Annotated in this window: 33 protein-coding genes and 1 tRNA gene; 19 read left to right on the forward strand and 15 right to left on the reverse strand. The window is 62.2% G+C overall.

Annotated elements, in window-relative coordinates; genetic code table 11:
* Positions 1 to 123: 123 nt before the first annotated feature.
* From FHW92_RS08230 to FHW92_RS08270, 9 genes are read right to left on the reverse strand one after another with little or no spacing between them, the layout of a single operon-like run.
* Complete coding sequence (locus tag FHW92_RS08230; protein WP_168602750.1) at positions 124 to 1,773, reverse strand: phage/plasmid primase, P4 family; 1,650 nt, start codon at positions 1,771 to 1,773, stop codon at positions 124 to 126.
* Positions 1,770 to 2,459, reverse strand: a complete 690-nt coding sequence (locus FHW92_RS08235) for a GapR family DNA-binding domain-containing protein (protein WP_168602751.1) — start codon at positions 2,457 to 2,459, stop codon at positions 1,770 to 1,772. Before FHW92_RS08235 ends, FHW92_RS08230 begins: the two co-directional genes overlap by 4 nt.
* Positions 2,456 to 3,751 (reverse strand): CHC2 zinc finger domain-containing protein, encoded by a 1,296-nt coding sequence (locus FHW92_RS08240; RefSeq protein WP_168602752.1) that lies wholly within the window; start codon positions 3,749 to 3,751, stop codon positions 2,456 to 2,458. The genes FHW92_RS08235 and FHW92_RS08240 overlap by 4 nt, the downstream gene beginning before the upstream one ends.
* Complete coding sequence (locus FHW92_RS08245; RefSeq protein ID WP_168602753.1) at positions 3,744 to 3,902, reverse strand: hypothetical protein; 159 nt, start codon at positions 3,900 to 3,902, stop codon at positions 3,744 to 3,746. Before FHW92_RS08245 ends, FHW92_RS08240 begins: the two co-directional genes overlap by 8 nt.
* A gap of 41 nt (positions 3,903 to 3,943) precedes the next feature.
* Positions 3,944 to 4,126: a hypothetical protein gene (locus FHW92_RS08250; RefSeq protein ID WP_168602754.1), complete on the reverse strand. Its 183-nt coding sequence runs from the start codon at positions 4,124 to 4,126 to the stop codon at positions 3,944 to 3,946.
* Positions 4,127 to 4,162: 36 nt separating this feature from the next.
* Complete coding sequence (gene dnaN / locus FHW92_RS08255) at positions 4,163 to 5,437, reverse strand: DNA polymerase III subunit beta (protein WP_168602755.1); 1,275 nt, start codon at positions 5,435 to 5,437, stop codon at positions 4,163 to 4,165.
* Positions 5,424 to 5,777: a hypothetical protein gene (locus FHW92_RS08260; RefSeq protein ID WP_168602756.1), complete on the reverse strand. Its 354-nt coding sequence runs from the start codon at positions 5,775 to 5,777 to the stop codon at positions 5,424 to 5,426. Before FHW92_RS08260 ends, dnaN begins: the two co-directional genes overlap by 14 nt.
* Positions 5,774 to 6,274, reverse strand: a complete 501-nt coding sequence (locus FHW92_RS08265; protein WP_168602757.1) for a hypothetical protein — start codon at positions 6,272 to 6,274, stop codon at positions 5,774 to 5,776. Before FHW92_RS08265 ends, FHW92_RS08260 begins: the two co-directional genes overlap by 4 nt.
* Entirely contained in the window at positions 6,271 to 6,741 is a 471-nt protein-coding gene (locus FHW92_RS08270; RefSeq protein WP_168602758.1) for a phage regulatory CII family protein, read from the reverse strand. The genes FHW92_RS08265 and FHW92_RS08270 overlap by 4 nt, the downstream gene beginning before the upstream one ends.
* A 98-nt stretch (positions 6,742 to 6,839) precedes the next feature.
* On the opposite strand from FHW92_RS08270, the gene FHW92_RS08275 reads away from it, so the two are divergent.
* Positions 6,840 to 7,154 carry a hypothetical protein gene (locus FHW92_RS08275; protein ID WP_168602759.1) on the forward strand — a complete coding sequence of 105 codons (315 nt, stop codon included), beginning with the start codon at positions 6,840 to 6,842 and terminating at the stop codon, positions 7,152 to 7,154.
* Positions 7,155 to 7,333: 179 nt separating this feature from the next.
* Here FHW92_RS08275 and FHW92_RS08280 read toward each other — a convergent pair whose 3' ends face one another.
* The gene (locus FHW92_RS08280) at positions 7,334 to 7,663 is read right to left on the reverse strand and encodes a hypothetical protein (RefSeq protein ID WP_168602760.1); all 330 of its coding nucleotides are present in this window, start codon (positions 7,661 to 7,663) and stop codon (positions 7,334 to 7,336) included.
* Between the two features lie 11 nt (positions 7,664 to 7,674).
* Here FHW92_RS08280 and FHW92_RS08285 point away from each other — a divergent pair, with 11 nt between their 5' ends.
* The 12 genes from FHW92_RS08285 to FHW92_RS08335 all read left to right on the forward strand — a co-directional run bounded on the left by FHW92_RS08285 (position 7,675) and on the right by FHW92_RS08335 (position 12,746).
* A complete protein-coding gene (locus tag FHW92_RS08285) occupies positions 7,675 to 8,478 on the forward strand; it encodes a LexA family transcriptional regulator (RefSeq protein WP_168602761.1) in 804 nt (267 codons plus the stop codon).
* A gap of 70 nt (positions 8,479 to 8,548) precedes the next feature.
* On the forward strand, positions 8,549 to 9,007 hold the full coding sequence (locus FHW92_RS08290; protein WP_168602762.1) for a hypothetical protein: 459 nt from the start codon (positions 8,549 to 8,551) through the stop codon (positions 9,005 to 9,007).
* Positions 9,007 to 9,351, forward strand: a complete 345-nt coding sequence (locus FHW92_RS08295; RefSeq protein WP_168602763.1) for a hypothetical protein — start codon at positions 9,007 to 9,009, stop codon at positions 9,349 to 9,351. Before FHW92_RS08290 ends, FHW92_RS08295 begins: the two co-directional genes overlap by 1 nt.
* Positions 9,351 to 9,542 carry a hypothetical protein gene (locus FHW92_RS08300; RefSeq protein ID WP_168602764.1) on the forward strand — a complete coding sequence of 64 codons (192 nt, stop codon included), beginning with the start codon at positions 9,351 to 9,353 and terminating at the stop codon, positions 9,540 to 9,542. Before FHW92_RS08295 ends, FHW92_RS08300 begins: the two co-directional genes overlap by 1 nt.
* A complete protein-coding gene (locus FHW92_RS08305) occupies positions 9,539 to 9,793 on the forward strand; it encodes a hypothetical protein (RefSeq protein ID WP_168602765.1) in 255 nt (84 codons plus the stop codon). The genes FHW92_RS08300 and FHW92_RS08305 overlap by 4 nt, the downstream gene beginning before the upstream one ends.
* Positions 9,793 to 9,924: a hypothetical protein gene (locus tag FHW92_RS26035; protein WP_282599696.1), complete on the forward strand. Its 132-nt coding sequence runs from the start codon at positions 9,793 to 9,795 to the stop codon at positions 9,922 to 9,924. Before FHW92_RS08305 ends, FHW92_RS26035 begins: the two co-directional genes overlap by 1 nt.
* Positions 9,925 to 10,016: 92 nt before the next feature.
* Complete coding sequence (locus FHW92_RS08310; protein ID WP_168602766.1) at positions 10,017 to 10,598, forward strand: hypothetical protein; 582 nt, start codon at positions 10,017 to 10,019, stop codon at positions 10,596 to 10,598.
* The gene (locus FHW92_RS08315; protein WP_168602767.1) at positions 10,595 to 10,813 is read left to right on the forward strand and encodes a hypothetical protein; all 219 of its coding nucleotides are present in this window, start codon (positions 10,595 to 10,597) and stop codon (positions 10,811 to 10,813) included. The genes FHW92_RS08310 and FHW92_RS08315 overlap by 4 nt, the downstream gene beginning before the upstream one ends.
* On the forward strand, positions 10,810 to 11,052 hold the full coding sequence (locus FHW92_RS08320; protein ID WP_168602768.1) for a hypothetical protein: 243 nt from the start codon (positions 10,810 to 10,812) through the stop codon (positions 11,050 to 11,052). Before FHW92_RS08315 ends, FHW92_RS08320 begins: the two co-directional genes overlap by 4 nt.
* Positions 11,049 to 11,717: an HNH endonuclease gene (locus FHW92_RS08325; protein ID WP_168602769.1), complete on the forward strand. Its 669-nt coding sequence runs from the start codon at positions 11,049 to 11,051 to the stop codon at positions 11,715 to 11,717. Before FHW92_RS08320 ends, FHW92_RS08325 begins: the two co-directional genes overlap by 4 nt.
* Positions 11,710 to 12,408 (forward strand): hypothetical protein, encoded by a 699-nt coding sequence (locus FHW92_RS08330; protein WP_168602770.1) that lies wholly within the window; start codon positions 11,710 to 11,712, stop codon positions 12,406 to 12,408. Before FHW92_RS08325 ends, FHW92_RS08330 begins: the two co-directional genes overlap by 8 nt.
* Positions 12,405 to 12,746, forward strand: coding sequence for a hypothetical protein (locus tag FHW92_RS08335; RefSeq protein ID WP_168602771.1), 342 nt, complete (start codon positions 12,405 to 12,407; stop codon positions 12,744 to 12,746). Before FHW92_RS08330 ends, FHW92_RS08335 begins: the two co-directional genes overlap by 4 nt.
* A gap of 554 nt (positions 12,747 to 13,300) precedes the next feature.
* On the opposite strand, the gene FHW92_RS25685 is transcribed toward FHW92_RS08335, so the two are convergent.
* Positions 13,301 to 13,672 carry a hypothetical protein gene (locus FHW92_RS25685; RefSeq protein WP_246870001.1) on the reverse strand — a complete coding sequence of 124 codons (372 nt, stop codon included), beginning with the start codon at positions 13,670 to 13,672 and terminating at the stop codon, positions 13,301 to 13,303.
* A 1-nt stretch (position 13,673) separates the two neighbouring features.
* Here FHW92_RS25685 and FHW92_RS25690 point away from each other — a divergent pair, with 1 nt between their 5' ends.
* The 4 genes from FHW92_RS25690 to FHW92_RS08355 all read left to right on the forward strand — a co-directional run bounded on the left by FHW92_RS25690 (position 13,674) and on the right by FHW92_RS08355 (position 16,205).
* Positions 13,674 to 14,219 (forward strand): hypothetical protein, encoded by a 546-nt coding sequence (locus FHW92_RS25690; protein WP_246870002.1) that lies wholly within the window; start codon positions 13,674 to 13,676, stop codon positions 14,217 to 14,219.
* A complete protein-coding gene (locus tag FHW92_RS08345) occupies positions 14,216 to 14,947 on the forward strand; it encodes a methyltransferase (RefSeq protein ID WP_168602773.1) in 732 nt (243 codons plus the stop codon). The genes FHW92_RS25690 and FHW92_RS08345 overlap by 4 nt, the downstream gene beginning before the upstream one ends.
* Positions 14,944 to 15,135 carry a hypothetical protein gene (locus tag FHW92_RS08350; protein WP_168602774.1) on the forward strand — a complete coding sequence of 64 codons (192 nt, stop codon included), beginning with the start codon at positions 14,944 to 14,946 and terminating at the stop codon, positions 15,133 to 15,135. The genes FHW92_RS08345 and FHW92_RS08350 overlap by 4 nt, the downstream gene beginning before the upstream one ends.
* 89 nt (positions 15,136 to 15,224) lie before the next feature.
* A complete protein-coding gene (locus FHW92_RS08355; RefSeq protein WP_168602775.1) occupies positions 15,225 to 16,205 on the forward strand; it encodes a tyrosine-type recombinase/integrase in 981 nt (326 codons plus the stop codon).
* Positions 16,206 to 16,269: 64 nt separating this feature from the next.
* Here the strand turns inward: FHW92_RS08355 and FHW92_RS08360 are convergent.
* The 3 genes from FHW92_RS08360 to FHW92_RS08370 all read right to left on the reverse strand — a co-directional run bounded on the left by FHW92_RS08360 (position 16,270) and on the right by FHW92_RS08370 (position 19,164).
* A tRNA-Ile gene (locus tag FHW92_RS08360) sits at positions 16,270 to 16,345 on the reverse strand.
* 66 nt (positions 16,346 to 16,411) lie between these two features.
* On the reverse strand, positions 16,412 to 17,338 hold the full coding sequence (locus FHW92_RS08365) for a polysaccharide deacetylase family protein (RefSeq protein WP_349237656.1): 927 nt from the start codon (positions 17,336 to 17,338) through the stop codon (positions 16,412 to 16,414).
* 104 nt (positions 17,339 to 17,442) lie between these two features.
* Entirely contained in the window at positions 17,443 to 19,164 is a 1,722-nt protein-coding gene (locus FHW92_RS08370; RefSeq protein WP_168602777.1) for a HAMP domain-containing histidine kinase, read from the reverse strand.
* Between the two features lie 309 nt (positions 19,165 to 19,473).
* On the opposite strand from FHW92_RS08370, the gene FHW92_RS08375 reads away from it, so the two are divergent.
* Positions 19,474 to 19,941: an Lrp/AsnC family transcriptional regulator gene (locus FHW92_RS08375; protein ID WP_168602778.1), complete on the forward strand. Its 468-nt coding sequence runs from the start codon at positions 19,474 to 19,476 to the stop codon at positions 19,939 to 19,941.
* Positions 19,942 to 20,194: 253 nt separating this feature from the next.
* On the opposite strand, the gene FHW92_RS08380 is transcribed toward FHW92_RS08375, so the two are convergent.
* The gene (locus FHW92_RS08380) at positions 20,195 to 21,706 is read right to left on the reverse strand and encodes an acetyl-CoA hydrolase/transferase family protein (protein WP_168602779.1); all 1,512 of its coding nucleotides are present in this window, start codon (positions 21,704 to 21,706) and stop codon (positions 20,195 to 20,197) included.
* A 468-nt stretch (positions 21,707 to 22,174) separates the two neighbouring features.
* Here FHW92_RS08380 and FHW92_RS08385 point away from each other — a divergent pair, with 468 nt between their 5' ends.
* Positions 22,175 to 23,083: a GGDEF domain-containing protein gene (locus FHW92_RS08385; protein WP_246870003.1), complete on the forward strand. Its 909-nt coding sequence runs from the start codon at positions 22,175 to 22,177 to the stop codon at positions 23,081 to 23,083.
* The last annotated feature ends 91 nt before the right edge of the window (positions 23,084 to 23,174 follow it).

The following is a 23,174-nucleotide window of genomic DNA, read 5'->3' on the forward strand; positions in this document are numbered from 1 at the left end:
CCATCCGTCATTTCGCGGCGGGAGAGGCAATCCTTGGCCAATTCCAGTCTTGCCCAGCGCGCCGCCCCTTTCAAGAGCCCCAAATCGGGCTCAAACTATCCGTCACTATCCGTTATCCGTCCGTCACCCTCCGAAAGGATCGTCGTCGCCATGGGTGTCATCACCGAAATTCGGCGTAAAATCGGCGGGCGCCTCCGGCGCCGTCTGTGTTGACCTCTCGGTAGGATCCCCAATCAATCCGCCGCTGTTCAGCAGACGGATGCCGACGCGCACCTTGTTGCCCCGGCGATCCTTCTTGCCGACGATCTGGCGCTGGCCCAGCTCACGGCCAAAGCGCGTGGCGTTCCACTTCTTGATCGTGTCTTCCTCGACCTCGTTTTTCTCCATCCATGCCTTGAAGTCGTCCATCAGCAGCTTGGATGGCGTCACCGCGTCCGAATTCGTGATATCGCACCGCTCCTCCAACCATTCGCCCAACGGGTTGCCCGTGGCCCAGAAGTCGGCCAGCGCCTCGACTTCACGCTGCGGCTTGGGCACCTTGCGATCCTCCAGCCATTCCAGGCACCCGGCGATCATCCAATTCAGGATGCCGCTCGATTCGGACCACAGGCGCTCTTTCAGATCGGCGCCGCTCTCAAACCCGCCCTCAACCTTGCTCAGATCGACCAGCCATTGCGTCAGGCGCAGGCGTCGACGAAACCCCTTGTCATCACCCGGCATGCCCGGCGTAGGATTGACCTCAACATACAGCTTCCATCGAGGCTTGAACGTGATGGGCTTGGGTGCCCCGGCCGCGCGCGCCGTCACCGTGCCGCCGCCCGTCACCTGTTTCAGGACACCGCCATCCCAGACAACCCCGCGCGGCGGTTCGTCGCACAGCACAAAGCGGATATCGCCTGACAGCTCGACCAAATCGCTGCGATGTTCCGCGCCGCTCTTCTGGATGCTGGCCTGAAGGAATGTCTGCACGGCCGCATGCTTGTAATAATCGCCATGGCCATGGGCGATGATCTCATGCGTCTTGGTTTTGCCGTCGCCGCCCTTGCCCTTCTGGATATAGAACTCTTCGCTGTCGGTCAGCCCGGTCAGCGACTGGCCATACATGCGCGGGAATATTGCCCGCGTTTCCGCCTCGGGCTGCACCAGGACAAGCCGTTCCTCCCACATCGGGCATTTGGCCTTGGGGTGATATTCCCAATTGGCAATCTGGCGCAGCATATCGGTCGGCTCATGGGCTTTCTGGAAATCGACGCGCCATTTGCCATTCGCGCCCTTGCGAAAGCGCAGCGTCCCGTTCTGGACATTATAGGTCAGCGGATCCTGATCGAAATCCTCCGACCATGCCCGCATTTCCTCCATATCCTTGGCCTGCGTCAGCATGGCATTCGTCTGGTTGGCATTGCCGCTTTTGATGGCATGGCCTGACAGCAGCTTGAGCCGGTCCAGCGCCCTTTCGGTCGTACACCATTCGCCATACCGCTTGACCAGCGCTTCACCGTCCGGCCGCTTGGGATCGCCGATCAGCTCGCTAAGCGCCGCCACTTCGTCATGGACATGCTGCGCCACTTCATGGGCCAGGGCCCGCGCGCGAAACTGGCCCTCGCGCTCGCTCCACCGCTTGCCGTCAAAGGCCAGCCAGTATTTGTCATCAACCCAGCGGATCAGCCCGCCCGACAGCTTCACCAGCCGCCGCGCATTGCCGAAATCGTTGCATTCGAACCAGGCCAGATCGAGCGGATCGGCCTCCGCCACCGGAATAACCGCCTTGCTCATCGACGCCCCCGGTTCATGCGGGCGATCTGGGCCATGGCAATGGCATCGCTAACCTGCTTTTGCTTCAACGTGGGCGCCTTGGCCAGAGCGGCCGGAGCGGCGGCAAACATGGCAACCAGCTTGCTGTCGCCCGACACGTCCGGCGCGGCCTGCGGCCCTTCGCCAATCTCGCGGTAAATCATGTAGAGTTCTTCGGCCTGCATCATCTTGTCGCGGCCGTGCTGGTCGCACCTTTCCAGCCACTGACAGGTTTCGTTGATTTTGACCGGGCTGAACCCGATCGCGCGCGCCTTGCGCAATTCGGTCTGGATCGCCTTGCCCATATCCTTGCGTTCGGCCCGCATCTCCAAAATCTTGAAGATGATGGCCTTCAGCTGCTCTTCGCTGGTGGCGTTGGGCGGGGCCTTGAATTCACGCATCCGGCGCGGGCTCAAATCCGCCTTGGGCTCAGTGTCCGGCGTTGAAATGCCCAGCGCATCCTCATAGATGCCCAATGTGGCATCGGCGGCCGCTCGATCCTCTGGCCGGATGCGTTTGCGCTTCATCGCCTGCCGCATCGCCTTGGGATCATAACCGTCAGAATTCATTTCGGCATAGACCGCCGCAATATCCTCATTGACCTCGAATCGCTTGTCATACAGCGCATCAAGCCGCCGCTCGTAACTCTTCAGGCGGTCATCACTCATGACCTGTCTCCCTTGACGGCATCATTGAAATCCATGCCCATCGGCGGCCTGATCGCGTCGACCGGCCCCGCGCCGATCGCGCGCCATCCCTTGATCATCAGCTGCGCGCAGATCCGCGCGCGCTCTGCCCCGGTAATGGCGCGGTGAACAATCGGGCCGCCCTTGCGCTCGACCACCGCTTCGCCCGCCGGTTGCCCGGTCTTTCGGTCCCGCTGCCCGCGCAACGGGCTCATATCGGCATCGATCACCCCGGTGACGGGCCCGGCATGGCACGGAATAGTGAAGCACGGCCGCCGCTCGGCATCGGGCTCGATCGCGTGCAGCGGCCAGATGCCGCCCTTCCACAGGCGCGGATCACCCTGCAGATTATCGAGGCTCAGCGTTGCCACCCCCACCGCATCGGGCGCGGCCTCGGCCATAGCCATGGCCGACAGCACCGTCTCATTGCCTTCACCCACAAACAGATGGGCATCGCGCCGATATTCGCCCAGGATCACCGCGCCCTTGCCTACCGCGCCGAGCATGCGCCGCTTGGGCAACATCGGGTCTTCGTCGCCATCCTTGGCCCATGGCTTGCGGCGAATCATCGTGCCGGTGCCTTCCGGGTTCAGATAGGTGACATGCACGCCCACCGGCACAAATTCGACAAAGCCGCCCTCAGCCGTCTCGCGCCATCGCGGTACGCGCACCAATCCAATCACCGCAGGCGCAATTGGCACACCCTTCGGCCCCTTGCTGACCGGCCAGCCATGCACCGGGCATTCGCTGGAATAGCGGAACTGCTGCAACCTATCGTCGGACAGCACCGACGCAGGCACACCGCGGCCTTCGAAATAACGCCTGATGAAACTCGGCTCAAACCGCGCCTTGGCCCAGATCGCACGGCCCATATCGATAGGCTCGATATATTCAACCGGGCGCACGGCGCGCTGGATCGGCGCCCGCTCTCGCTGCACCGGCCGCGCAGTCAGTGGGCGAGGGGCGCTCAGCAAATCACCTTCGCCGTATTCCGCTTCCAACCGGGCCAGCGCATCCATAAAGGACAGACCATACATATCCTGGACAAAGCGGAACGCATCGCCCGACGCCCCGCAACCAAAGCAGCGGTAAAAGCCGGTATCGGTTTTGACCGAAAAGCTGGCCGAATTCCCATTGTGAAACGGACATTTGCCGCGCCGGTTCTTCGCGCCACTCGACCCCGACAGCTTCACTTCCCGCTCGATCAGATCGACCAACGAAACCTTGCTCAACACCCGCTGCTTGCGCTCGTGGATCGAGGGACGATCATTCATCGCCATCCTCCGCCAACAGTCGCCGGATTTTCTCCAACGCATTGCGCGCGACCATCACATTATCGGGATCACGGATCCGCGCATGCGCAACCGCATTTCCGGCCAAACCCTTGATCTCCGCCGCTAGCGCATGAATGCGCCAGGCCGACATATTGCGCAACCGCCCGCTCGGCCCGATATCGTCCTGCGCGCTCATTCCGCCTCGCTCCCCAAATCGGGCAGGATCTGCACCCCGCTCACCGGATCGTGCCGCACCATCGCGGCCAGCTGCTGCGCCACATCGCGCCGCTCGGCCCGTCTGGCGCGGGCGCGCACTTCCCTGTTCCGCGCCCGGCGTTTGCCGATGGCGCGGATGGCCTTGTTCAACTTGCTCATGGGTCACCTCAAACGGTGGAAATCAAAGCCCCGCGATCACACGCGCATCGGCATCAAAACATGGATCTGGCCCAGCTTATGGGCCTCGCAATCAGCCTCTTTGGCCTCGGCCGCGCTGACCATCAGCGTAGGCGCGGCATCATCCAACATGCGGATCATCACATTGTCCGATGCCATCGCCCGCAACACCGTGCGCCAGTAATCGCCGTTGAACCCGATCACGAAGGAGTTCCCGTCATAATCACAGGGCACTTCCTCGCAGGCCTCGCCCAGATCGGCATTGCGAATATGCAGCTCCAGCACACCCTTGTGAAACGCCGTACGAATGCACTTGGTGTCCTTTGTGGTCAGCACGGCCATGCGATCGAGGCCTGCGATCAGTTCATCACGCGGCACGATCGCCACCTTGTCGGAAATGGTGGGAATGACGCGGCTGTAATCCGGGAAGGTCCCGTCAATCGCCTTGCTGATCAGCATGACGGTGCCGCCATCGGCCGCGCCGATATCGAACCGCATCCGCGCGCCGCCATCATTGGCGCAGACCATCACCGGCTCGGGCGCATCCAGCTTTTCAGCCTCGCCCAGCAGCTTGGCCAGTAGGTCAACCGCGCGGCGCGGCCAGATCATCGGCGGAAAGCTGGCCCCGCCCTCGGGCAGATCGAGCGCCTTGCGCGCCAACCTGTGCCCATCGGTCGCGGCGAAATTCAATGTCATCGGCTCGCCCGTCGCCTGGGCGGGATGGACGTAGACTCCGTTGAGGTAATAGCGCGACTCTTCGGTCGAAACCGCATGCTGCACCGAATGCAGCGCATCGGCCAGCACCCCGACCGGGATTACCATTGCCGCATCCGGCTCAACCAGCATCGCCGCTGGCCAGTCGCACAAGGGCAGGGCATTGAGCGAGAACCGCGCCCGCCCAGCCTTCACCACAACCTGCCCGGACCATTCCCAGCCCAGATCGCCCGCCGCCTCGATGGTGACCATCGCATCCTTGTCAAACCGGCGCACCACATCGGACAGCTTCTGCGCCGGCAGCGTGACGACAAAGGGCTTGATGCCCTTGACCCATTTCGCACCGTCCGGCCCGTCGCGGTCATCCGTCGCCAGCTCGCGCTCGACATAGATATCCAGATCCGTGGCGGCGATGCTCATGCGCCCATCGGCCACATTGATCTTCACATAGGACAGGATCGGCACCGTGGCCTTGCTGCCCACAACATGCGTCACATCGGCCAGAGCCTTGGCCAGCGTCCCGGCGCGTACCCGCACCGCATTCTTGCGCTTGTCTGCCGCCGTTTCAGCATTCGCCATAACCGATATCCTTCAATTGCCCGATCAACCCGGAAAAGATGCGCTGCATCGCGCGGACCTGATCGGCCGGAAATGGTTCACCGCAGACCAGCAGAATATCGGCCGTGCCGTCATCCTCGGCCAGCGCCCGCTCCACATCGTCAAACATGTGCTGCAGCCTCTCGCTGCCGACGAAGGCATAGCGCTCCCCATTGCGGCGCGGCCCCTCCGGCCAGATGCTCAACCGCACCTTGACCTGCCCGCCGTCCAGCAGCTCCAGCCGCCCGACAAGGTTCTCACCCCGATGCGTCTCGGGCTCAAAGCCCCAGACGGCGGGCAATTCATGGATGGCTTGCTTCATGCCGATCCTCCGCTTGCGGTGCTGGCGCCGGTTTCGACAATCGTCACCACGCGTCGCCCGCCAATCTCCCGAACTCTGATCAGGCCTCGCCCGATCAGCTTGCGAAACCGATGCGCCGCCGCCTGCTTGTCGCGCAGCCCCAGCGCCTCGGCCAAATCGGTGTAGCTGGGGCAGGCGGCGCCCAACTGCGCCGCGCGGTCCAGCTCGGCCAGCATCCGCCCTTCGACCGTTTCGGCCAGATCGGGCCCGATGGTCGCGGCCCGGCCCTTGTCGCGGCGCGTCCGCTCGACCAGGTAATGCAGCTGCCCGTTCACGCGGGCCTGCACCGTCACCACATCGCCTGCGCTGCGCCAGAAGTTGACCAGCCGCACAACCTCATGATCGGGATCGATGCCCGCGCCGGCCGCATAGAGGGCGCGCCCGCCGCCCGGTCCGGTGTTGCGAAACCACGCCTGCAATTGGCGCGGATCGGCATAAAGCGGCTGCCCCTGCGTCATTCCCCCTCCGCCAAAATCTTTTCGAGCTGCTGCCTCAACTGCGCGCTGGTGCGGTCATGCTCCTCCAACCGGTCCAGCACCCGCCCCGCCTCGCGCGCATCGATCCGCCCATCATCAGCCAGCGCATGGGCGATCTCGCCCGAGACAAGGCCCAAGGTCTGGGCCAGCTGCATCGCCAGAAAGGCGGGCGAACCTTCATCCGCGCTGATGTCGATCGCGGGCACAAACACGCCGCCCATTTCGCGCGCGAGGGCGCACAGCACCGGCGGCAAACTCCCCTCGGCCACCGCGATTTCGTCCAGGGCAAAGGCGCAATCGAGCGGCGGAAAATCCCCGGTGTTGAGATTGTTCCAATCCCCCACGGTCGAGCGCCGCCGCCCCACGGTTTCCGCCGCGCCGTCGATCCCGCCGCTATGGCCAATCGCCTTGCGAACCGCGCGCTTGATCCGGGCGAGGGCGGGGCTCATTGGTCACCGCCTTCGCATCCACCGGAGAGGCTTGACGCCCCTCCGGCTTCTGCCACGCTGCGGGACACATCACCGACTCCCAGCGAAAGGACTACCACATGAAGAAATTTGCAATTGCCGTGCTCTGGCCAACAGAAGGCAACTATGACCGGCTCTGCGCCATCAGCGCGGATTACATGCCACCAACCCTCGCCGAATACCGGCAAGCCGTCAGTCGCCGGATGGCCTTGGCTGGGCTGACTGAAATCGATGTTATGAAAGTCGAGTTCGATCCCGATGCTTTGCAGAGCTGGTGTGTCGCACAATCCACCCCCGTCAATTCCGCAGCACGTAGTGAATTCGCCGCGTTCCTCGGAATGAAGCTGCATGAAACCGCCGAGATACACCGTACCGGGAAGCAAACGGAGCACTAATCCCTCTGTAATGAGCGGACGATATGCAAACCCTTCATATTCATCCACGATGCACATGGATGCGCTTTTGCCCTGAATACCTTCGGGGATAGGCCGCCTTCCATAGGCACGCATGTAGGCTTCCTTGAAATAGGATTTGCCGGGGTTGTTATATCGCACCAGCTTAGTCGGGCGATCCATCACGCCGCCTCCCCACCGGACATTTGCCCGGCATTTCCGGTCGATGCGTTGTTCGCATCTGCGGTAATACCAACGACATGAGCAAATTCGACAACTTGGCTGGGAATTTCAATTCCGCACCACTGGTGGGGATCGATCAGGAATTGCGCGAAACGTTCCAATGTGGCCGTGGTCACCCCCTTTGGCGAGGTTGTTCGGCTCACAAAGAACGAAGAATCGTTGACGGTGAGCCGACCCAGGCGAGAAATGCTCGATTTGTTGGCTTCGGCCCACAAATCGGCGCATTGCGTCAGTCGCTCAATCAGACGGGGAGCTGTCAAGGTTTCCATGGATGCGGGATATGAAGGATATATCCTGCATTCGTCAAGAGGATATTCCCTTCCTATCTCCCGCCCGTCCGTTGTGGGAAAATCCTACAATCATGGAAGAAGTCGAATATCTTCGCGAGCGGCTGCATCGCCGCATTATCGAGCGCAACACAACTCCGAATGCTGTCAGCGTGGCGATCGGCAAGAACCGCTCCTACGTCGGGCAGGTCATTTCGGGGAAGGGCGGCATGCCATCGGCGGCCACGTTAAATTCTATTGCGGCGCACTTGGAAACTACAACGGATTACCTGTTGGGCCGCAGCAATTATCCCTCCCAACCAGAAAGCGAAGTGAGTTTTCATCCAGTGCCCATCCTAAATTTACAGAATGATGAAATTGGCTTGCCAGTCGTGGCAACTGGATACTGTGATGATCTGATATTCGACGTAGTGGGTGACGGATCAATTGAAATCGAGCGAATGCAGCTTGAAGTCGATCATGTTGTTCGCTTGATTGAAAGGCCTGCTGCTCTTCGTGGCGTAAAAGAGGCTTACGCAATTTATTTCCATGGCAGCAGCATGGAGCCTCGTTTTTTTCAAGGTGAATTTGGTATCGTTGATCCGCGCCGTCCGCCTTCACCCGGCGATTTTGTTGTGGTTCAGCTAAATGACGGTCAGTCTGAGGATGTCGTAACGGTGCTGGTCAAGCGCTTGGTGCGGCTCTCCGGGCCGTGGATCGAGCTAGAGCAATATAAGCCCGCCGCAATCTTTCGTGTCCCCAGATCGCGGGTGACTCGTTTGCAGCGGATTGTGTTTCCGCACGAGCTTCTCGTATAGAGAAGGAAATATCCTCTTGACGGAGGATAAATCCTTCACATAGACATGGCGCCACCGAAAGGAGGCGCCCATGCCCGTTTCATCCGAACCTTCGCTGGCCGATATGGCGGCCAGCCTCTATCTCTCCCGCAAGGCCAACGCCCAGCGCGCCGTCAACGCGGGCCAGACCACGCCGCCGCAAGCCGACCGCGCGCTGCACCCATGGCTGGCTATCGCCTGCCTGTGCGGCGCCGATCTGCCCGAGCTGCGCGAACTGATCGCGCAGGAGCGGGAAGGGCGCGCGATTCACGGCGTCGATACGCCCGTCTCCGAAACCCGCGCCCGCCGCACCATCGCGGATAACATTTGCCCGCGCGAACGCTGGGCCAAAGTGCTTACCCGCGCCCGCGACAAGGCGCTGGACGCCGGAGGCAAAAGCCCCGAGGCGCTGGCCCTCTATCGCCTCTCACTGGCGCTGGCCTTCGACCCGAACGGCCATCACATCCCGCCCTACGGCGCCGCCCACACCCCGATTGCGGAGGCGGCGTGATGGAAACGATCAACTGGGGCGGTACGCCGGGGCCTTACATGATCAATGGCGATTGCGATTGGGACGTTGATACGGGCTCTGGGCATTCTCGTTACTACATCGGCCCGGAAGGTAAGCCTCCGGTAGCGATCATCATCGCCACCGATTGGTTTGCCCGAGACGCGGAACTGGGCGCCAACGTCCGCTTGTTCTGCGAAGGCCCTGCGATGATGCAGGTTTTGCGCGAAAGCTTGCCCTTCTTGCGCTCTGGCGAACTCGATACGCGCGCAGGCCATATCGAAGTTTCTCGTATCGCATCGAAATTTGAGGCCATCCTCGCCCGCATTGACGGGGAGCAAGCCTGATGCGCTCCATCCTCGATCTCGCGCCCGCCGCCGATGACGACGCCCGCACCGCCGAAGCCGCCTATCATGCCACCCTGCGCCGCGATGAACGCTGGCCGGTCTGCCCTCTGCGCGCCGCCATGTGGGATTACGGCCTGATCGTGCTGGCCGTGGTCTGCACTCTGACCAGCATCGTGGTGCAATACGCATGACCCCGCTTTGCTCCAACTGCCGCTGGCTGGCGGTCACGACTGGCCGCGATCTGCGCCCCGCATGGTGCAGCCGCCCGATCGGCACATCATCCACCCGCGCCTTTGGCGAGGTCATCTTGCGCGCCCACCGTAACCCGATCCGCGAACGCAAGCGCGACAAGTCGCTGATCCTGCGCGTGGAGCAATGCGGCCCGGATGCCCGGTTTTTCGAACCGCGCCCGCCCATGCCGCCGCCGTCGAGGGGCAAATAATGCGCGGCGCCCTGATCCAATCCGCCCTGCTGGTGATCTTCGCCCTGGGCGGCGCAGCCTACGCCATGCTGCCGGTGTGGACCGCCACGCTGGCCCGCCTGATCCTCCTGCTTGTGAGGTCGATGCCATGATGGCCCAACCGCCGAAAATCTACCCGATGCATTATGCTCCCACGTATCGCGCTCGAAATCCTAGAGCTTTCACCATCGATAGGCATCTTTGCGTGGGCCATGACCTGTTCACCAATGCCTGTCGCCATGCGCGCTCGGCCGGAACCTTCGGCATCTGGCGCCCCAGCCGCCGCCGCGCGCTGGTCGAGGCGCTTAACGCCCTGCTCTGGCCCCGCTGCACCTTGTCCCGCGCCAAGGATAGCCCATGGATCCACGTCCAGTTCAGCCTGCGCGGCGACAACCTGCCCATACTGGCCGATCTGGTGATGGACGGAAACCTGCGGGCGCTGATCGATGTGCTGGATCGCATGGATGATTTCTCCCATTGCCCCAGCGGCCATTGGCTGTCCTTCCGCTTCCCGGCGCACTGGGCCCCGTCCGCCCTTGGCAACGCGCGGCCGATGTGCCCGGATTGCCGCAACACCGGCGCCTCGGACTATTCGTTCCTCGCCATGGATCCATGCCCCTGCGCCAACGCGGTGGCCACCATGACCGGCGGCGACTGGCCCGACGCGCCCCTGCCGCAAACCTTTTCGCCGCAATCCCTTGCCGCGCAGGCCACCCCTGCGGGTCGCACCGCCCCGGCACCGGACAAATCCGGGCCGGGGCACCCCAGCGAAGGAAACCGCGCATGATCCCGCAACCCGCCATCATGGCCGCCGCGCGGCGCGCCGTCATCGCCCATGTGTTCGAAGGCGCCCCGGCGCCCACCAGCCCCTACGATAAGAACACGCGCCGGCACCGCATCTGGCAGTTCAGCGCCAGCACCGCGCTGGCCGAGGCCGAACGCTTCAAACACCTGTTCTCCGACCTTCCCATCAAGGTCCAGCTTGTGGAGCCCGCTGCATGAAAAACAAGATGTCGGATCTGAACAACCATCTCTTTGCCCAGCTTGAACGGCTGGGCGATGAAGATCTTTCCGCCGAACAGATCGAAACCGAAGCGACCCGCGCTAAGGCGATTGTCGGCATCGCTGATCAGATCATCCGCAATGCCGAGGTTCAGCTTACGGCAGTAAAGCTGCTGGCCGACAAGGGCTATCACTTCGAAGAACAGGCCAAGCGCCTGTTGGGCAATGGTGGCCAATGAAGGGGCGTCCTATTTCCTACAGCGCGGAGGAACTGGCTTGGCTCCACGCCAACCACACGTTGCCCTATGCGGAATACTTCGCCGCATTCATCGCGCAATTTCCCCGCGACGATCTGACTGCGGCAAACATTAATTCCCTGCGCAAGCGCAAGGGATGGAGCACCGGCCGCACCGGCCATTTCGTCAAGGGCGAAACCCCGCATAACAAGGGCAAGTCTTGCGAGGAAGGCAAGGGCGGCAAGCATCCCAACGCCCGCAAGTCGCAGTTCAAGCCGGGCCAGCGTCAGGGCGTGGCCGTCCGACTTTACAAACCCATCGGTACCGAGCGGATGAGCAAAGGCGGCTATCTGGAGCGCAAGATCAATGACGACATGCCATTGCGGGCGCGATGGCGCGCTGTCCATTTGCTGCGCTGGGAAGAGCAGAACGGCCCGATACCCAAAGGCATGGCGCTGAAATGCCTCAACAGCGATATTCTCAACACAGATCCCTCCAACTGGGAACTGGTGCCCCGCGCGATCCTGCCCCGGCTTAACGGCGGCCCCCACAAATCGCGCCTCGCCTATGACGCCGCACCGCCCGAGCTGCGCCCCACCATCCTGCTGGCCGCCAAGGTCGAACACCGCGCGCGCCAGGCACAAGAGAAGGTCCGCGACAATGGCTGATCGCCCCATCCTATTCAGCGCCCCGATGGTGCGCGCCTTGCATGATGGCCGTAAGACGCAGACGCGGAGGGTTTTGAATCCTCAACCGCCTGGCTGGATCTATCCGAACGATAAGCCGGGATATTCATGTCTTACCCCCAAAGGCTCAATTGAATTTCGCGGAAGGTATATTGATGAAAAGGGCGAGGACCATGGCCCTGCAAGCAAGTTTCTGAAACTGCCATTTCTCAAAAAGGACCGCCTCTGGGTCCGCGAAGCCTATTTCCAGCGTGGCCATTGGGAACCGGTGGAAGGTGCTCGCACCAAGGGCGGTAAGCAGAAGTGGCGGTTTGTCCCGGCAGATTATTTCTATACCTTTGACGAGCCCGCCGAATACCGCAAGGGCCGCCACCACAACGACCCCGCCACAGTGGCGTGGCACAAGCGCCTTGGCCGGTTCATGCCGCGCTCTCTATCGCGCTTCACGCTGACCGTCACCGATGTGCGCGTGGAGCGGTTGCAGGACATCAGCGGAAGGGATGCGGTAGCGGAAGGCGTCCAATCCCGACTTCCCGATAACGGGATTGCCCAGCAAGAATATGCCGACCTCTGGGACAGCATCAACGGCCCCGGCGCGTGGTACGCTAACCCGTGGGTGGTGGCCGTCACTTTTTCCATTGCCCACCATAATATTGACGCGGGGCCGGCATGAACCTCCTCGACCTCATGGGCGCCCCGGTCGATCCCGCGCCCCAGCCGCCAACCAAACCCGCCGCTGTACCCGCCAATCTGGGCAAGCCCTATACCGCGCGCAAGATCCGCCCGATGTGGCGCAATGGCGCGACCGTGCCGGGCAGCGATGTGGGCTATGTGCCGCACTTCGACGGCGATCTGCGCTGGCTGGTCCATTGCTATGTCCAGGGCGAACCCCTCGGCCGCTGGTATCGCTGGCATGGCAAAAAGGCGCAATGGATCTGCATCGATCCGGCCGACGCCACCGGCATCAATGACTACCCCGACACCCCGCCAAACGGGAGTGTCGGGGCATGACTGGTATCCTACGCTGTCTTTGCGGCAACATACCCAGTTTTACTTGGGCGCGTGTGGCAGAGGATGCCGTCGAAAGTCAGTATGTATGCCAGATCGGCCCTTGCATATCTGGCCGCTCACTTTCCGGCGCAGGATGCGGCAAGGAAGGTCCGGCTGTTGAGGACGCTTACAGCGATGAGGCAACTGCGCGCAGCAACTGGAATGCGATGATCCGTCGAGAACGGAAAGCATCATGACCGACCTCCTCTCCTACCGCGCACACGAACCGGAGCCCAAGCCGGGCGCATGGAAGCCCACCGCCTGCGCTGATTGCGCCGCGCCCCACCCCAGCTTTAGCGCCACCGGCCACCACGGCCCTTGGCGCTGCCAGCCCTGCCACAAGAAAGCGATAGGCGCATGACATGGCTCTACCTGCCCGAAACGTGCTTTCCCTCTGCGCAGGCGTCGGAGGCCTTGAACTCGGAATCGCTCTCGCCCTCGCACATCGCCATGAAGCTCTCGTGGGCATCTGCTACGTGGAGAGGGAAGCATCAGCCGCCGCAAGTCTGGTCGCGTCAATGGAAGCGGGGTGGTTTCATCCGGCGCCTGTCTGGTCTGACCTTACCACTTTCGACGGCAGACCATGGCGCGGCCTCGTGGATATCATCGCTTCGGGCGATCCGTGCCAGGACAACAGCGTTGCCGGAAAGCGTGCCGGCGCAAGCGGCGCCCGCTTCCTCGCGCCCGAAGTCTGCCGCATCGCCGATGAAAGCAGGGCTGATCTTATCTTCCGCGAGAACGTGCCGGGGAACGCAGGCGAACAGCTCGAAGCTGTCGTCCCACCACTGGAAAGGCTGGGCTACCGCGTTGCGGCAGGAATATTCAGCTCGTCCGAAACCCAAAACACCATGCAGCGCGAACGACTGTTCATCATGGCCGTCCGCCAAGGTGTCAAGGGGCGGATACGAGATCGATCCGAAAACGGGCAGGAAGCTGCCGACGCTGGAAGGCGCGGCGGTGAATTGGGTCGGCCCCCGTATCCCGCAAGGGGGCGCGAACAGCAACCGCAAGGCGCGCGGCGCGGGCGGCCCGGACTTGCAGGAGCAGGCACAGAACTGGCCGGGTCCGGCGGCGCGGGATTACAAGGGCGCCAACTCTACGGCCCATCTGGAGGTGAGCACCGGCTCGCTTCACCTGGATCAGCTCCCCAACTTCGTGGAGCATTGCTTCCGCCTGCCGTCATCCCCGGACCAACCGATAGCCGGTGGATCGATGTCCTCGATCGCTGGCCCGAACTCCAACCAGCCCTCAGTGAAGAGGAGGCTCAATCCCATCTTCGTCGAGGCATTGATGCGATGGCCCACCGGACTGAGCGGCTTCGAGCGACCGGAAACGGCGTGGACCCGGTGGTGGCAGCTTATGCCTTCCTTTCTCTCGATGCTCTGCTGCACGGCTGAACCGGCGCAAGGCGATCTGTTTGGACATGTCGCATGACCCCCAACCGCTCCACCGCCGTCATGCAGCGCCGCGCCCCGGCTCCCGATGCGCTCGACTATTTCCCCACCCCGCCATGGGCCGTCCGCGCCCTGTGCGAACGCCTGATCCTTATGGGCATCCTGATCCGCCGAAAGCGCGCATGGGAACCGGCCTGCGGCGAAATGCATATGGCCCGCCCGCTTATGGAATATTTCGAGGACGTGCGCGCCACCGATGTTCACCAATACGGCAACAATGGCATCTGCGATTTCCTCGCGCTCGACACCTACGCCCCATGGCCGCCGGTCGAATGGATCATCACCAATCCGCCTTTCCTTGTGGCCGAACAGTTCATCGCCACCGCGCGCCGCCACGCCACCGAAGGCGTTGCCATGCTGGTGCGCAGCTCATTCACCGAAAGCGTGGGCCGCTATCACAGCCTGTTTGGCGATGAAGCCGACCTGCCAAGCTATGAGCTGCAATTTGCCGAACGCGTGGTGATGCTGCGCGGCCGCCTGATCCAGTCCGGTGCGCCCGATCCGTTCAACCTTGATCCGCAAGGCAAACCGCGCCCGGCCAGCAGCGCCACCAGCTATAGCTGGCTGGTCTGGATGCCCGGCCAACACGACTGGAAAAAGCGCGTCATCCCACCCTGCCGCACCGCGCTGGAGCGGGCAGGGGACTACCCCGAATATCCCGAACAATGGACCAAAATCGCGCCCAAGGAAGGAGGCTTGTTCGCATGAGCGCACCGGCTCGCTTTACCCAGACCGATGTGACGCGGGCGATGAAGGGCGCGCGCAAGGCTGGCTTTTCCGCGATTCGCGTGGTTATTGAACCGGGCGGCAACATCGTGATGGAAGCCAGCGAGGCGCCGAATGAAGCCATCACGCGCCGCAACCCACTGGACCGCGTGCTAAAAGGCGTAAGATGAAGACACGATATCCCGGCATAACGGTCAGCCCCGACCGCCATGGCAAACTACGTGCGCGCTTTCGCAAGGTCGGGCGCAAGCCGACCTATATGAAAACGCTGCCGGATCAGCCGGGATTCAAGGCAGAATATCAGGCCTTGCTGGATGCCGCACCGCAAATTGAAAGCCGCGCTATCCCCGGTTCGGTCTCCGATCTGCTGGAGCGATATTACCGCGCAGCCGACTTTGCGGCCAAAGGCAGCGACAACACCAAAGCGCGCCGCCGCTGGCTGCTGGAAAGTTTTCGACGCGATTATGGCGACGATCAGGTCAGGGATTTCACCTTCGAACACATCGAGGCCATCCTGATGGCGCGCACGGAAAAGCGAAAGGACGAACGCGGGCGCACCTTTGGCGGCGAAGTAGCCGCGGTAAAGCTACGCAAGGAAATCCGCCGCTTGTTCGCCTATGCGCGAAAGTTGAAATGGATCGAAGCCAATCCGGTGGACGAGGCCGACAAGGTGGGAAAAACCAAATTGAAAGGCTTCCACACCTGGACGGAAGAGGAAATTGCCCAATATCAGGCCAAGCATGCCATCGGCACCCGTGCCCGACTTGCGCTGGAAATCATCCTGTGGACCGGGCAACGGCGTGGAGATGCGCGCCTGTTCGGCCCGAAGCACATTGTCAACGGCAAGGTCAATTACACCACCGGCAAGACGGGTGCTGATCTATGGTTGCCGGTGGCGCGCGATCTGCGCCGCGCCATTTCGGCAATGAACTCGGTAGGCATAACTTCCTATCTGGTTACAGGATCAGGACAGCCATTCAGCCGGGATGGTTTTGGCAACAAGATGCGCGAATGGTGTGACGAAGCGGGATTGCCTCATTGCACAGCACATGGCCTGCGCAAAGCCATTGCCAGACGCATGGCTGAAACCAAGCTGAGCGACGAACAGATGAAAGCGGTAGGCGGCTGGAAGGACACGCAAATGCTGCGCGTCTATACCGAGGCGGCCGAACAGGAAGGCCTCGCCGATGGCGCCATCCGCGCGATCGATGACCGGTATTCTACCGACAAGGAACAGTGATTTGTCTAACCACCCCCCCTAGGTTAGACAAATCAGCAAAAATATCCTTTTATTTCAATACACATGGTGGGCCCGGCAGGACTCGAACCCGCAACCTAGCCGTTATGAGCGGCCAGCTCTAACCATTGAGCTACAGGCCCCAAGCCATGCTTTGCGCAACATGCGCCGCCTCGCGTTAGCCGCGCCATGCGCAACAGGCAAGGGCTTCAATCGAACAGAGTGCTTTCCATCACCTCGCGCACGCTGGTCGGTTTGACGCCGCGCGCGATCAGCAATTCAAACACTTGGCGCCACCATTCGTACATCTCGTCCAGATCGGCCTCGGTCCGCACATAGGGGGTGTGGCCGGGGCAGAGCGAGGGGCTGTGAAAGGACAGGACGATGACCGGCAGATCTTCGTCCACCGCAATATTGACTGCGCGCAGCGCCTCGCCCACCGTGACCCCTTCGGGCGTCAGGGGGATACGCTCCAGCAGGCCAAAGCGCGCCATAGCGCCGCGCAGCCGGTCAAAGCGCGACAGTTTCGGATATAGCCATTGCCCATGACGCCGCAAAAGCCCCGAGAACACCGTGGTCAACGGCATTTCCATCAGGCGCCCCGGTTCGCCCACCCAATAGGGCCGCAGCGGCAGATCGCGAAAATTGGGGCCGCCCCAACCGCTGTAATCAAACCGCGAGCGCACCGACGTGTCAATGGCCACCCCGGCCTCATGCAGCACATCGGCGGTGTTGGGCCCGATACCATAGCGTCCGGCGCGATAGATCATCGGCGCCGCCCCAAAATTCTCGGCAATCGTGGTATGCAGCTTCAGGAACTTCGCCCGCTCCAGCGCGAAGGGCAGATTGCCCGAAAAGCTATTGTACTGGTTAACCTCCTCTTCATAAGGTGGGTTAACCCAAGGATGCAGCTGGACGCCGACTTCCGCTCTCCCGGAGATCACCGCGTCGCGCAGCAATTCTGCGGCAAGAGCGGAGGTGGCCACCGGATAGTCAATCAAATAGATCGGAACGATGCCGAAACCTTCGCAAAACTGCTGAAACTTGCGCAGGCGCGAGACCGTATCAACGCGATGGCGAGTGCGGGTCAGCGGCTTGGTCCAATCGAATTCCTCCTCGGTATCGATGGTGACCACGAAGCGCTGTCCAACCCCTTGGCGGAAATGCACAAAAGCTTCCGGCGCGGGCTGGTCGGTAATCTGGTGAAATGACAAATCGGGCCCCCTGCCGCGCGAAAAAATCAAGCCACCGGCGTTTCACATGCCTCCGACCTGTTTTCAGGCACTTGGCTAAGGTTAACGATCGGCAGGGTCAAGCCCGGTAATGTAAGCAAAAGTTGCTCGTGTTCGCGCATGATGCTGCCGCCTGCGGCCCGTGCCTCGGCGGCGGCGAGGCGCAGGGCGAAACCGGTGCCGAACATGCCCGCGCCGGGTTGATGCGTGGCGGGCGCAGCGCCGTGAAACAGTTCCTCATCATTCAACCCAGCCAAAGTCGCCGGCAGGGTAAAGCAGGCCAACACCGCATCCCCGCGATGCGCCATCCGGATCGGCAGCGCTTCGCCCGCCTTGCCATTGCCCGCCAGCGTGGCCAGCAGGCGCCAGCAAAGCCGCTCCGCCTCGGTCCCGTCCAAGGCGACGGGGCAGGGGCGCTCATGTCCTTCGAGCCGCAAGGCAGGCCCGCGCTCGTCACTCGCCAGCCGCGAAACCAGCACATCGAGCGCGGCGGCCAGATCGCATTCGCCTCTGGCCAGCGCCAGACTGCCGCTTTCAAGCCTGGCATAGCGATCGAGTTCTTCAAACCCGGCCAGCATCAGCGCGCTGTCAGCCGCAACAACGGCGGCCAGCGCACGATATTCATGCGGCGTCGGGCCGAACAATTGCTGCTGGATCACCTCGGCAAAGCCCTGAATCGCATTCACCGGCGTGCGCAACTCATGAAGCAACTGGCGCAGGCGGTCGGTCTCGCTGTCCTGAGCGGGAACGGTCGGGGCTGGGGAGGCCGCAACTGCCGCAGGCCGCCGAAAGCGCCCCAGATGACCAATATAGCGCCCGCCCAGCGGATCGAAGCGCGGCACGGCATCCACCTGCCATTCGCCCGCAATCGCCGGCGCCCCGGCCAGCGTGATCATCACCGCGCGGAAGGGTTGGTGCAGGCGCACCGCATTGGCCCCCGGCCCATTGCCGCCCAGCCCATAGCCCACCACCATCGGCGCGACCCGCGCTTCGGCCCAGACGATACGGCCTTCGCCGTCGCTGGCGAAATCGAAGGACTGGATCGGCTGGCCCGGCTTGGCCTTCTTGGACGGAGCGGGACGTGCGGCCTCGGCGGCCATGTTGTTCTCGCGGGCCTGACGAAAGGCTTCGATTCGCCGCACCAGCGCGCCGATTGTGTCCTCGGCCAGCGGCGAGGAAGCCTGATAGGCCGATGCGCGCGGGGTTCTGACCGGCGCTTCGGGCGCAGGCGGCGCGGGCGTTTGAGCCACGGGCTCGGGTGCCTTGGGCTCAGGTTCCTTTGGTGCGGGCGTGCTGCTCAACGCTGGATCGCCAATGCCCAGCCGCGCCAGCAGCGCCCGCGCGCCCGGCCCCAGATCACGCCGCATCCCCAGCGTCCCGCGCGAGGCCAGCGGCAACGCGGGGATCAGGTCCACCCATTGTTCATCGCTCAATTGCGCGGCGTGGAGCGCGGACAAAGACACCACAGGCTCTGCCCCTGCCAGCGCGGCCACCAGCCGGGGCGCGCGCAGCCGCAGGCCGGGCTGGCGCAGAATCGCTGCGCGGTCCGCCGCCGGAATCCGCCCGCCCAATTCGCCAAGCCGCAGATAGGCCAAATCGACCATTTCGCCCTGTTCCTCGGCCGGCAGCGTGCCCAGCAGGTCCAGCAATTGCCGGAACTGAATGCGCGCGACGCCTTGCCCGACTGGCGTCAGGCGAAGGGCGGTGGCAAGGCGGTCGTCATAGCGCATGGTTTTTTGTATCAGCAGTTATGGTGTTTCAGATGGCCTTTCCAAGCCAATACGGTGTTAAATCCTAGCGAGAGGTTAGGATCGGCAGCGGAACCTGTGTACAACTTTATTCTGTATCCTATCACACCTGCCGCCGAGCGAAAGCACGTAGCTTGGTGGCGTTGCAATGTGGGACGATTGCGGCCATAGATAATAATATTAGCACGGCCCGCAACAGATGGGCTGATTCTTTCATCTTTGGCGACCCTGCCGACAGGAAGGGTCTTTCCGCCGCAATCTGCGGGCCGCAATTGGGGAATTTCCGGGCTTATGGCCAATCTTGATCAGATCGACCGGCGCTTGCTGGCCGAATTGCAGGACGAGGGCCGCGTTACCAATGTCGAATTGGCCCAACGCGTCGGGCTGACCGCGCCGCCTTGCCTGCGACGCGTGCGCGCGCTCGAAGAAGAAGGCGTTATTCGCGGCTATCACGCCGAACTCGATGGGGCCAAGCTGGGCTTCTCGATCACCGTCTTTGCCATGGTCTCGCTCAAAAGCCAGGCCGAAGAAGCCTTGCGCGGGTTCGAGGACCATGTGCGCGGGCTGCCTGAAGTGCGTGAATGCCATATGCTCAATGGCGAAATCGACTTCATCCTGAAAATCGTCAGCCGCGATCTGCAAAGCTTTCAGGAATTCCTGACCAGCAAGCTGACGCCCGCGCCCAATGTGGCCAGCGTGAAAACGTCGCTGACGATTCGCACTTCGAAGCATTTGCCGGGGGTGCCGTTGGAGGATTGAGGCGGGGGTTTTATGCCTCCGGCGGGCAAAGGGTCTCGACCCTTTGCAATCCCATTATGGGGGTGGCGTAAAATGGCTGCCTTGTGCCGGGTCTAAAATTAAAAAGCCTGCGGCGCTATGAAAGGCGCCGCAGGCTTTTTAATTTTCAACGCCGCGTCCAAAACCCAGAGCTGAGCCGTAACGCGACAAAGACATTATGGGGATTGCAAAGGGTCTCGACCCTTTGCCCGCCGGAGGCATCTTAAACGCTCCCTTAAACCTTCATCGTCCCCGTCTCAATAAACCGCTGATGCCAGCTCAACGCTTCGCCGGGCAGCGAGGGCGCATGCAGCCCATAAGACCCCTTGAGCGCGCGATCATAATAATCGGCCAGCATCGGGCGGAAATCGGGGTGGGCGCAGTCCTGGATGATGGCCAGCGCGCGCTGCTTGGGCGAAAGGCCGCGCAGGTCCGCAAGACCCTGTTCGGTCACGACCACCTGCACGTCCTGCGCGATATGGTCCACATGGGCGACCTGCGGCACGATGGCGCTGATCTTGCCGCCCTTGGCGGTGCTGGGCGTCATGAAGATCGAGACATAGGCGTTGCGGGCAAAATCGCCGCTGCCGCCGATGCCGTTCTGGATGCGGCTGCCCATCACGTGGGTGGAGTTCACGTTGCCATAGATGTCGGCCTCGATCAGGCCGTTCATGGCGATACAGCCAAGGCGGCGGATCAGCTCAGGGTGGTTGCTGATTTCCTGCGGGCGCAGGATCATCTTTTCCCGATAGGCCGCCATGTTGCTGTTCATCCGCTGCGCCGCCTCGGGGCTGAGCGAGAAGGATGTGGCCGAGGCCATGCGCAGCTTGCCCGCGTCGAGCAGGTCGATCATGCCGTCCTGAATCACCTCGGTATAGGAGGTGAGGTTTTCAAACGGGCTGTTGACCAGACCCGAGAGCACCGCATTGGCGATATTGCCCACGCCCGATTGCAGCGGCAGCAGGTTTTCCGGCATCCGCCCTTGCTTGACTTCATTGGCAAGAAAATCAAGCAGATGGCCCGCGATGCGCAGCGCCGTTTCGCCCGGCGCGTCAAAGGGCAGGTTGCGGTCGGGCGCGTCGGTTTCGACAATGGCCACGATCTTGTCGGGGTCGCATTGCAGCGTGGGCTGGCCGATGCGGTCATCCGGGCGCGTCAGAGGGATCGGCACGCGATGCGGGGGCAGGCGGGTGCCGTAATAGATGTCGTGCATCCCCTCCAGTTCTTCGGCCTGCCAGCGGTTCACCTCAAGGATGATGCGGTCTGCGCGGTCGAGCCAGGTCTTGTTGTTGCCCACCGAGGAGGAAGGCACGAGACTGCCGTCGGCGTTGATGGCCGTCACCTCGACCAGCGCGACATCGAGCGGGCCAAGGAAGCCCTGCCACGCCATCGGCGCCACTTGGCTGAGGTGCATGTCGAAATAGTCCATCTGGCCGCTGTTGATCTTTTCGCGGGCGATGGGGTCGGAATTATAGGGCAGGCGGAATTCGATGCCATTGGCCTTGGCCAGCGCCGCATCCAGTTCCGGCCCGGTCGAGGCGCCGGTCCACACGCGCACCTGAAACGGATCGCCCGCGCGATGGGCATCCTCGATCCGCGAGGCCAGCGCCAGAGGCACCGCCTTGGGATAACCGGAACCGGTAAATCCGCTCATGCCTACCGTATCGCCCGGGTTAATAAGGGCGGCGGCCTGTTCGGCGCTGGTGATGCGGGATTTGAGCGTCTGATGGGCAATGCGCGCAGACATGGCGAGGGCTTCTCCTGCGTTTGTGTTGGCCTGACAATGGGATAGGTTCCGGGGCCTATGGGCCGGGGATTGTCGGGGCGGTCCCGCGCATGCGCCCCGATCCGGCTCTTTGCAAGCGAGTCGGGAGCCAATACGACCAATGTCTTGGGTCCTTGGTACAAGCGGTAAACCCCTAGGGGGAGGGCGTATAGTTAAGGAAGCCTTCTGGCAATTACGGGAATCTTGTAGCGGGTAACAGGGCGCATTTGAAGGAAGCTTGATTCTAATCCGGCATCAGTGCAAACGTTACTCATAAAGGATTCAGCCTTGCGCTTGTTCAAGTTGGCTTTGGCCTCCTCCGCTGAATTTGATAATATGTCGCAAAACCCTGACGCTACGCCCTTGAACGACGTGCGCAGGGAACAATTGATTGATCGTATTAAAGAATTCTTCGTTGATAATAAATTGGAAGTAACGCCGGAGAACCTGTTGGCGGTTCATGCCGCCTATTCGGGGTCATCGCCGCGCCTTGCGCGAAAATTCAGCGTCATGCGCGAGGAAAACCGGATCATCACTCAGGCCTGGCTGGATCAGGTCACTGAGAAGGATGAGGACGGCGCGCTGCGCGAGAATGCGCAGCAGATGCTTCACCGATTAAGCACCCGGCTGGAGGTGTTCACCAGCACCGCTGCCCGCGCGCGCAGCGACTCAGGGTCCTATAACGCCGCCCTTGAACAGGTGGCCAGCGTCTTGCCCGGCGCCGATAGCGGCGAATTCGTCTCCAGCCTGGCTGAATTGACCCGCGCGATGATCGAGCGCACGCAACTGTTGGAAGAAAGCATGCGGCGCAGCGAGCAGGAAGCAACCGCCCTGCGCAAAAGCCTGGACCGCGCCCAGCGCGACGCCCATGTCGATCACCTGACGGGCCTGCCCAACCGACGCGCCTTTGAAGCGGTGCTGGAGAACGAGTATCGCGAGGCGCAGGTACGGATCGAGCCGCTCTGTCTGGCCTTTTGCGACATCGACCATTTCAAGCGCATCAACGACACCCATGGCCACGAGGCGGGCGACCGCGTGATTCAGGCCATCGCCCAGACGCTCCAGCGCCTGTCGGACGACAAATGCCATGTGGCGCGCCATGGCGGTGAGGAATTCGTCATGCTGTTTCGCGACAAGACCCCCGCACAGGTCTATCAATTGCTGGACGAGGCGCGCGAGAAACTGGCCCGGCGCAATTTCGTCAACCGCAAGAGCGACCAGCCCATCGGGCAGATCACCATCTCGGGCGGGGTGGCCAATGTGTTTGCCTTTCCCAATGCCCGCGCCGCGCTGGAGGCCGCCGATGCGGCGCTTTATCGCGCCAAACGGGCGGGGAGGAACCAGATCTGCGTGGCATGAAACGCGGCGCCCATGATCGGGCGCCGCATCAGCTCTAAAACAGCCCATAACAGCACCTAGGCGCAATTGCGGAGGAGGTCCTGAGTTAAAT

Origin of the sequence: Novosphingobium sp. SG707 (assembly GCF_012275515.1) — a bacterium.
Classification (GTDB): Bacteria; Pseudomonadota; Alphaproteobacteria; order Sphingomonadales; family Sphingomonadaceae; genus Novosphingobium.

Excerpts from the sequence above, each read along its gene's own strand:
- FHW92_RS08230 (WP_168602750.1), bottom strand. The coding sequence starts at position 1,773 with ATGAGCAAGGCGGTTATTCCGGTGGCGGAGGCCGATCCGCTCGATCTG.
- FHW92_RS08235 (WP_168602751.1), bottom strand. The coding sequence starts at position 2,459 with ATGAGTGATGACCGCCTGAAGAGTTACGAGCGGCGGCTTGATGCGCTG.
- FHW92_RS08240 (WP_168602752.1), bottom strand. The coding sequence starts at position 3,751 with ATGAATGATCGTCCCTCGATCCACGAGCGCAAGCAGCGGGTGTTGAGC.
- FHW92_RS08245 (WP_168602753.1), bottom strand. The coding sequence starts at position 3,902 with ATGTCGGCCTGGCGCATTCATGCGCTAGCGGCGGAGATCAAGGGTTTG.
- FHW92_RS08250 (WP_168602754.1), bottom strand. The coding sequence starts at position 4,126 with ATGAGCAAGTTGAACAAGGCCATCCGCGCCATCGGCAAACGCCGGGCG.
- dnaN (WP_168602755.1), bottom strand. The coding sequence starts at position 5,437 with ATGGCGAATGCTGAAACGGCGGCAGACAAGCGCAAGAATGCGGTGCGG.
- FHW92_RS08260 (WP_168602756.1), bottom strand. The coding sequence starts at position 5,777 with ATGAAGCAAGCCATCCATGAATTGCCCGCCGTCTGGGGCTTTGAGCCC.
- FHW92_RS08265 (WP_168602757.1), bottom strand. The coding sequence starts at position 6,274 with ATGACGCAGGGGCAGCCGCTTTATGCCGATCCGCGCCAATTGCAGGCG.
- FHW92_RS08270 (WP_168602758.1), bottom strand. The coding sequence starts at position 6,741 with ATGAGCCCCGCCCTCGCCCGGATCAAGCGCGCGGTTCGCAAGGCGATT.
- FHW92_RS08275 (WP_168602759.1), top strand. The coding sequence starts at position 6,840 with ATGAAGAAATTTGCAATTGCCGTGCTCTGGCCAACAGAAGGCAACTAT.
- FHW92_RS08280 (WP_168602760.1), bottom strand. The coding sequence starts at position 7,663 with ATGGAAACCTTGACAGCTCCCCGTCTGATTGAGCGACTGACGCAATGC.
- FHW92_RS08285 (WP_168602761.1), top strand. The coding sequence starts at position 7,675 with ATGAAGGATATATCCTGCATTCGTCAAGAGGATATTCCCTTCCTATCT.
- FHW92_RS08290 (WP_168602762.1), top strand. The coding sequence starts at position 8,549 with ATGCCCGTTTCATCCGAACCTTCGCTGGCCGATATGGCGGCCAGCCTC.
- FHW92_RS08295 (WP_168602763.1), top strand. The coding sequence starts at position 9,007 with ATGGAAACGATCAACTGGGGCGGTACGCCGGGGCCTTACATGATCAAT.
- FHW92_RS08300 (WP_168602764.1), top strand. The coding sequence starts at position 9,351 with ATGCGCTCCATCCTCGATCTCGCGCCCGCCGCCGATGACGACGCCCGC.
- FHW92_RS08305 (WP_168602765.1), top strand. The coding sequence starts at position 9,539 with ATGACCCCGCTTTGCTCCAACTGCCGCTGGCTGGCGGTCACGACTGGC.
- FHW92_RS26035 (WP_282599696.1), top strand. The coding sequence starts at position 9,793 with ATGCGCGGCGCCCTGATCCAATCCGCCCTGCTGGTGATCTTCGCCCTG.
- FHW92_RS08315 (WP_168602767.1), top strand. The coding sequence starts at position 10,595 with ATGATCCCGCAACCCGCCATCATGGCCGCCGCGCGGCGCGCCGTCATC.
- FHW92_RS08320 (WP_168602768.1), top strand. The coding sequence starts at position 10,810 with ATGAAAAACAAGATGTCGGATCTGAACAACCATCTCTTTGCCCAGCTT.
- FHW92_RS08325 (WP_168602769.1), top strand. The coding sequence starts at position 11,049 with ATGAAGGGGCGTCCTATTTCCTACAGCGCGGAGGAACTGGCTTGGCTC.
- FHW92_RS08330 (WP_168602770.1), top strand. The coding sequence starts at position 11,710 with ATGGCTGATCGCCCCATCCTATTCAGCGCCCCGATGGTGCGCGCCTTG.
- FHW92_RS08335 (WP_168602771.1), top strand. The coding sequence starts at position 12,405 with ATGAACCTCCTCGACCTCATGGGCGCCCCGGTCGATCCCGCGCCCCAG.
- FHW92_RS08345 (WP_168602773.1), top strand. The coding sequence starts at position 14,216 with ATGACCCCCAACCGCTCCACCGCCGTCATGCAGCGCCGCGCCCCGGCT.
- FHW92_RS08350 (WP_168602774.1), top strand. The coding sequence starts at position 14,944 with ATGAGCGCACCGGCTCGCTTTACCCAGACCGATGTGACGCGGGCGATG.
- FHW92_RS08355 (WP_168602775.1), top strand. The coding sequence starts at position 15,225 with ATGAAAACGCTGCCGGATCAGCCGGGATTCAAGGCAGAATATCAGGCC.
- FHW92_RS08370 (WP_168602777.1), bottom strand. The coding sequence starts at position 19,164 with ATGCGCTATGACGACCGCCTTGCCACCGCCCTTCGCCTGACGCCAGTC.
- FHW92_RS08375 (WP_168602778.1), top strand. The coding sequence starts at position 19,474 with ATGGCCAATCTTGATCAGATCGACCGGCGCTTGCTGGCCGAATTGCAG.
- FHW92_RS08380 (WP_168602779.1), bottom strand. The coding sequence starts at position 21,706 with ATGTCTGCGCGCATTGCCCATCAGACGCTCAAATCCCGCATCACCAGC.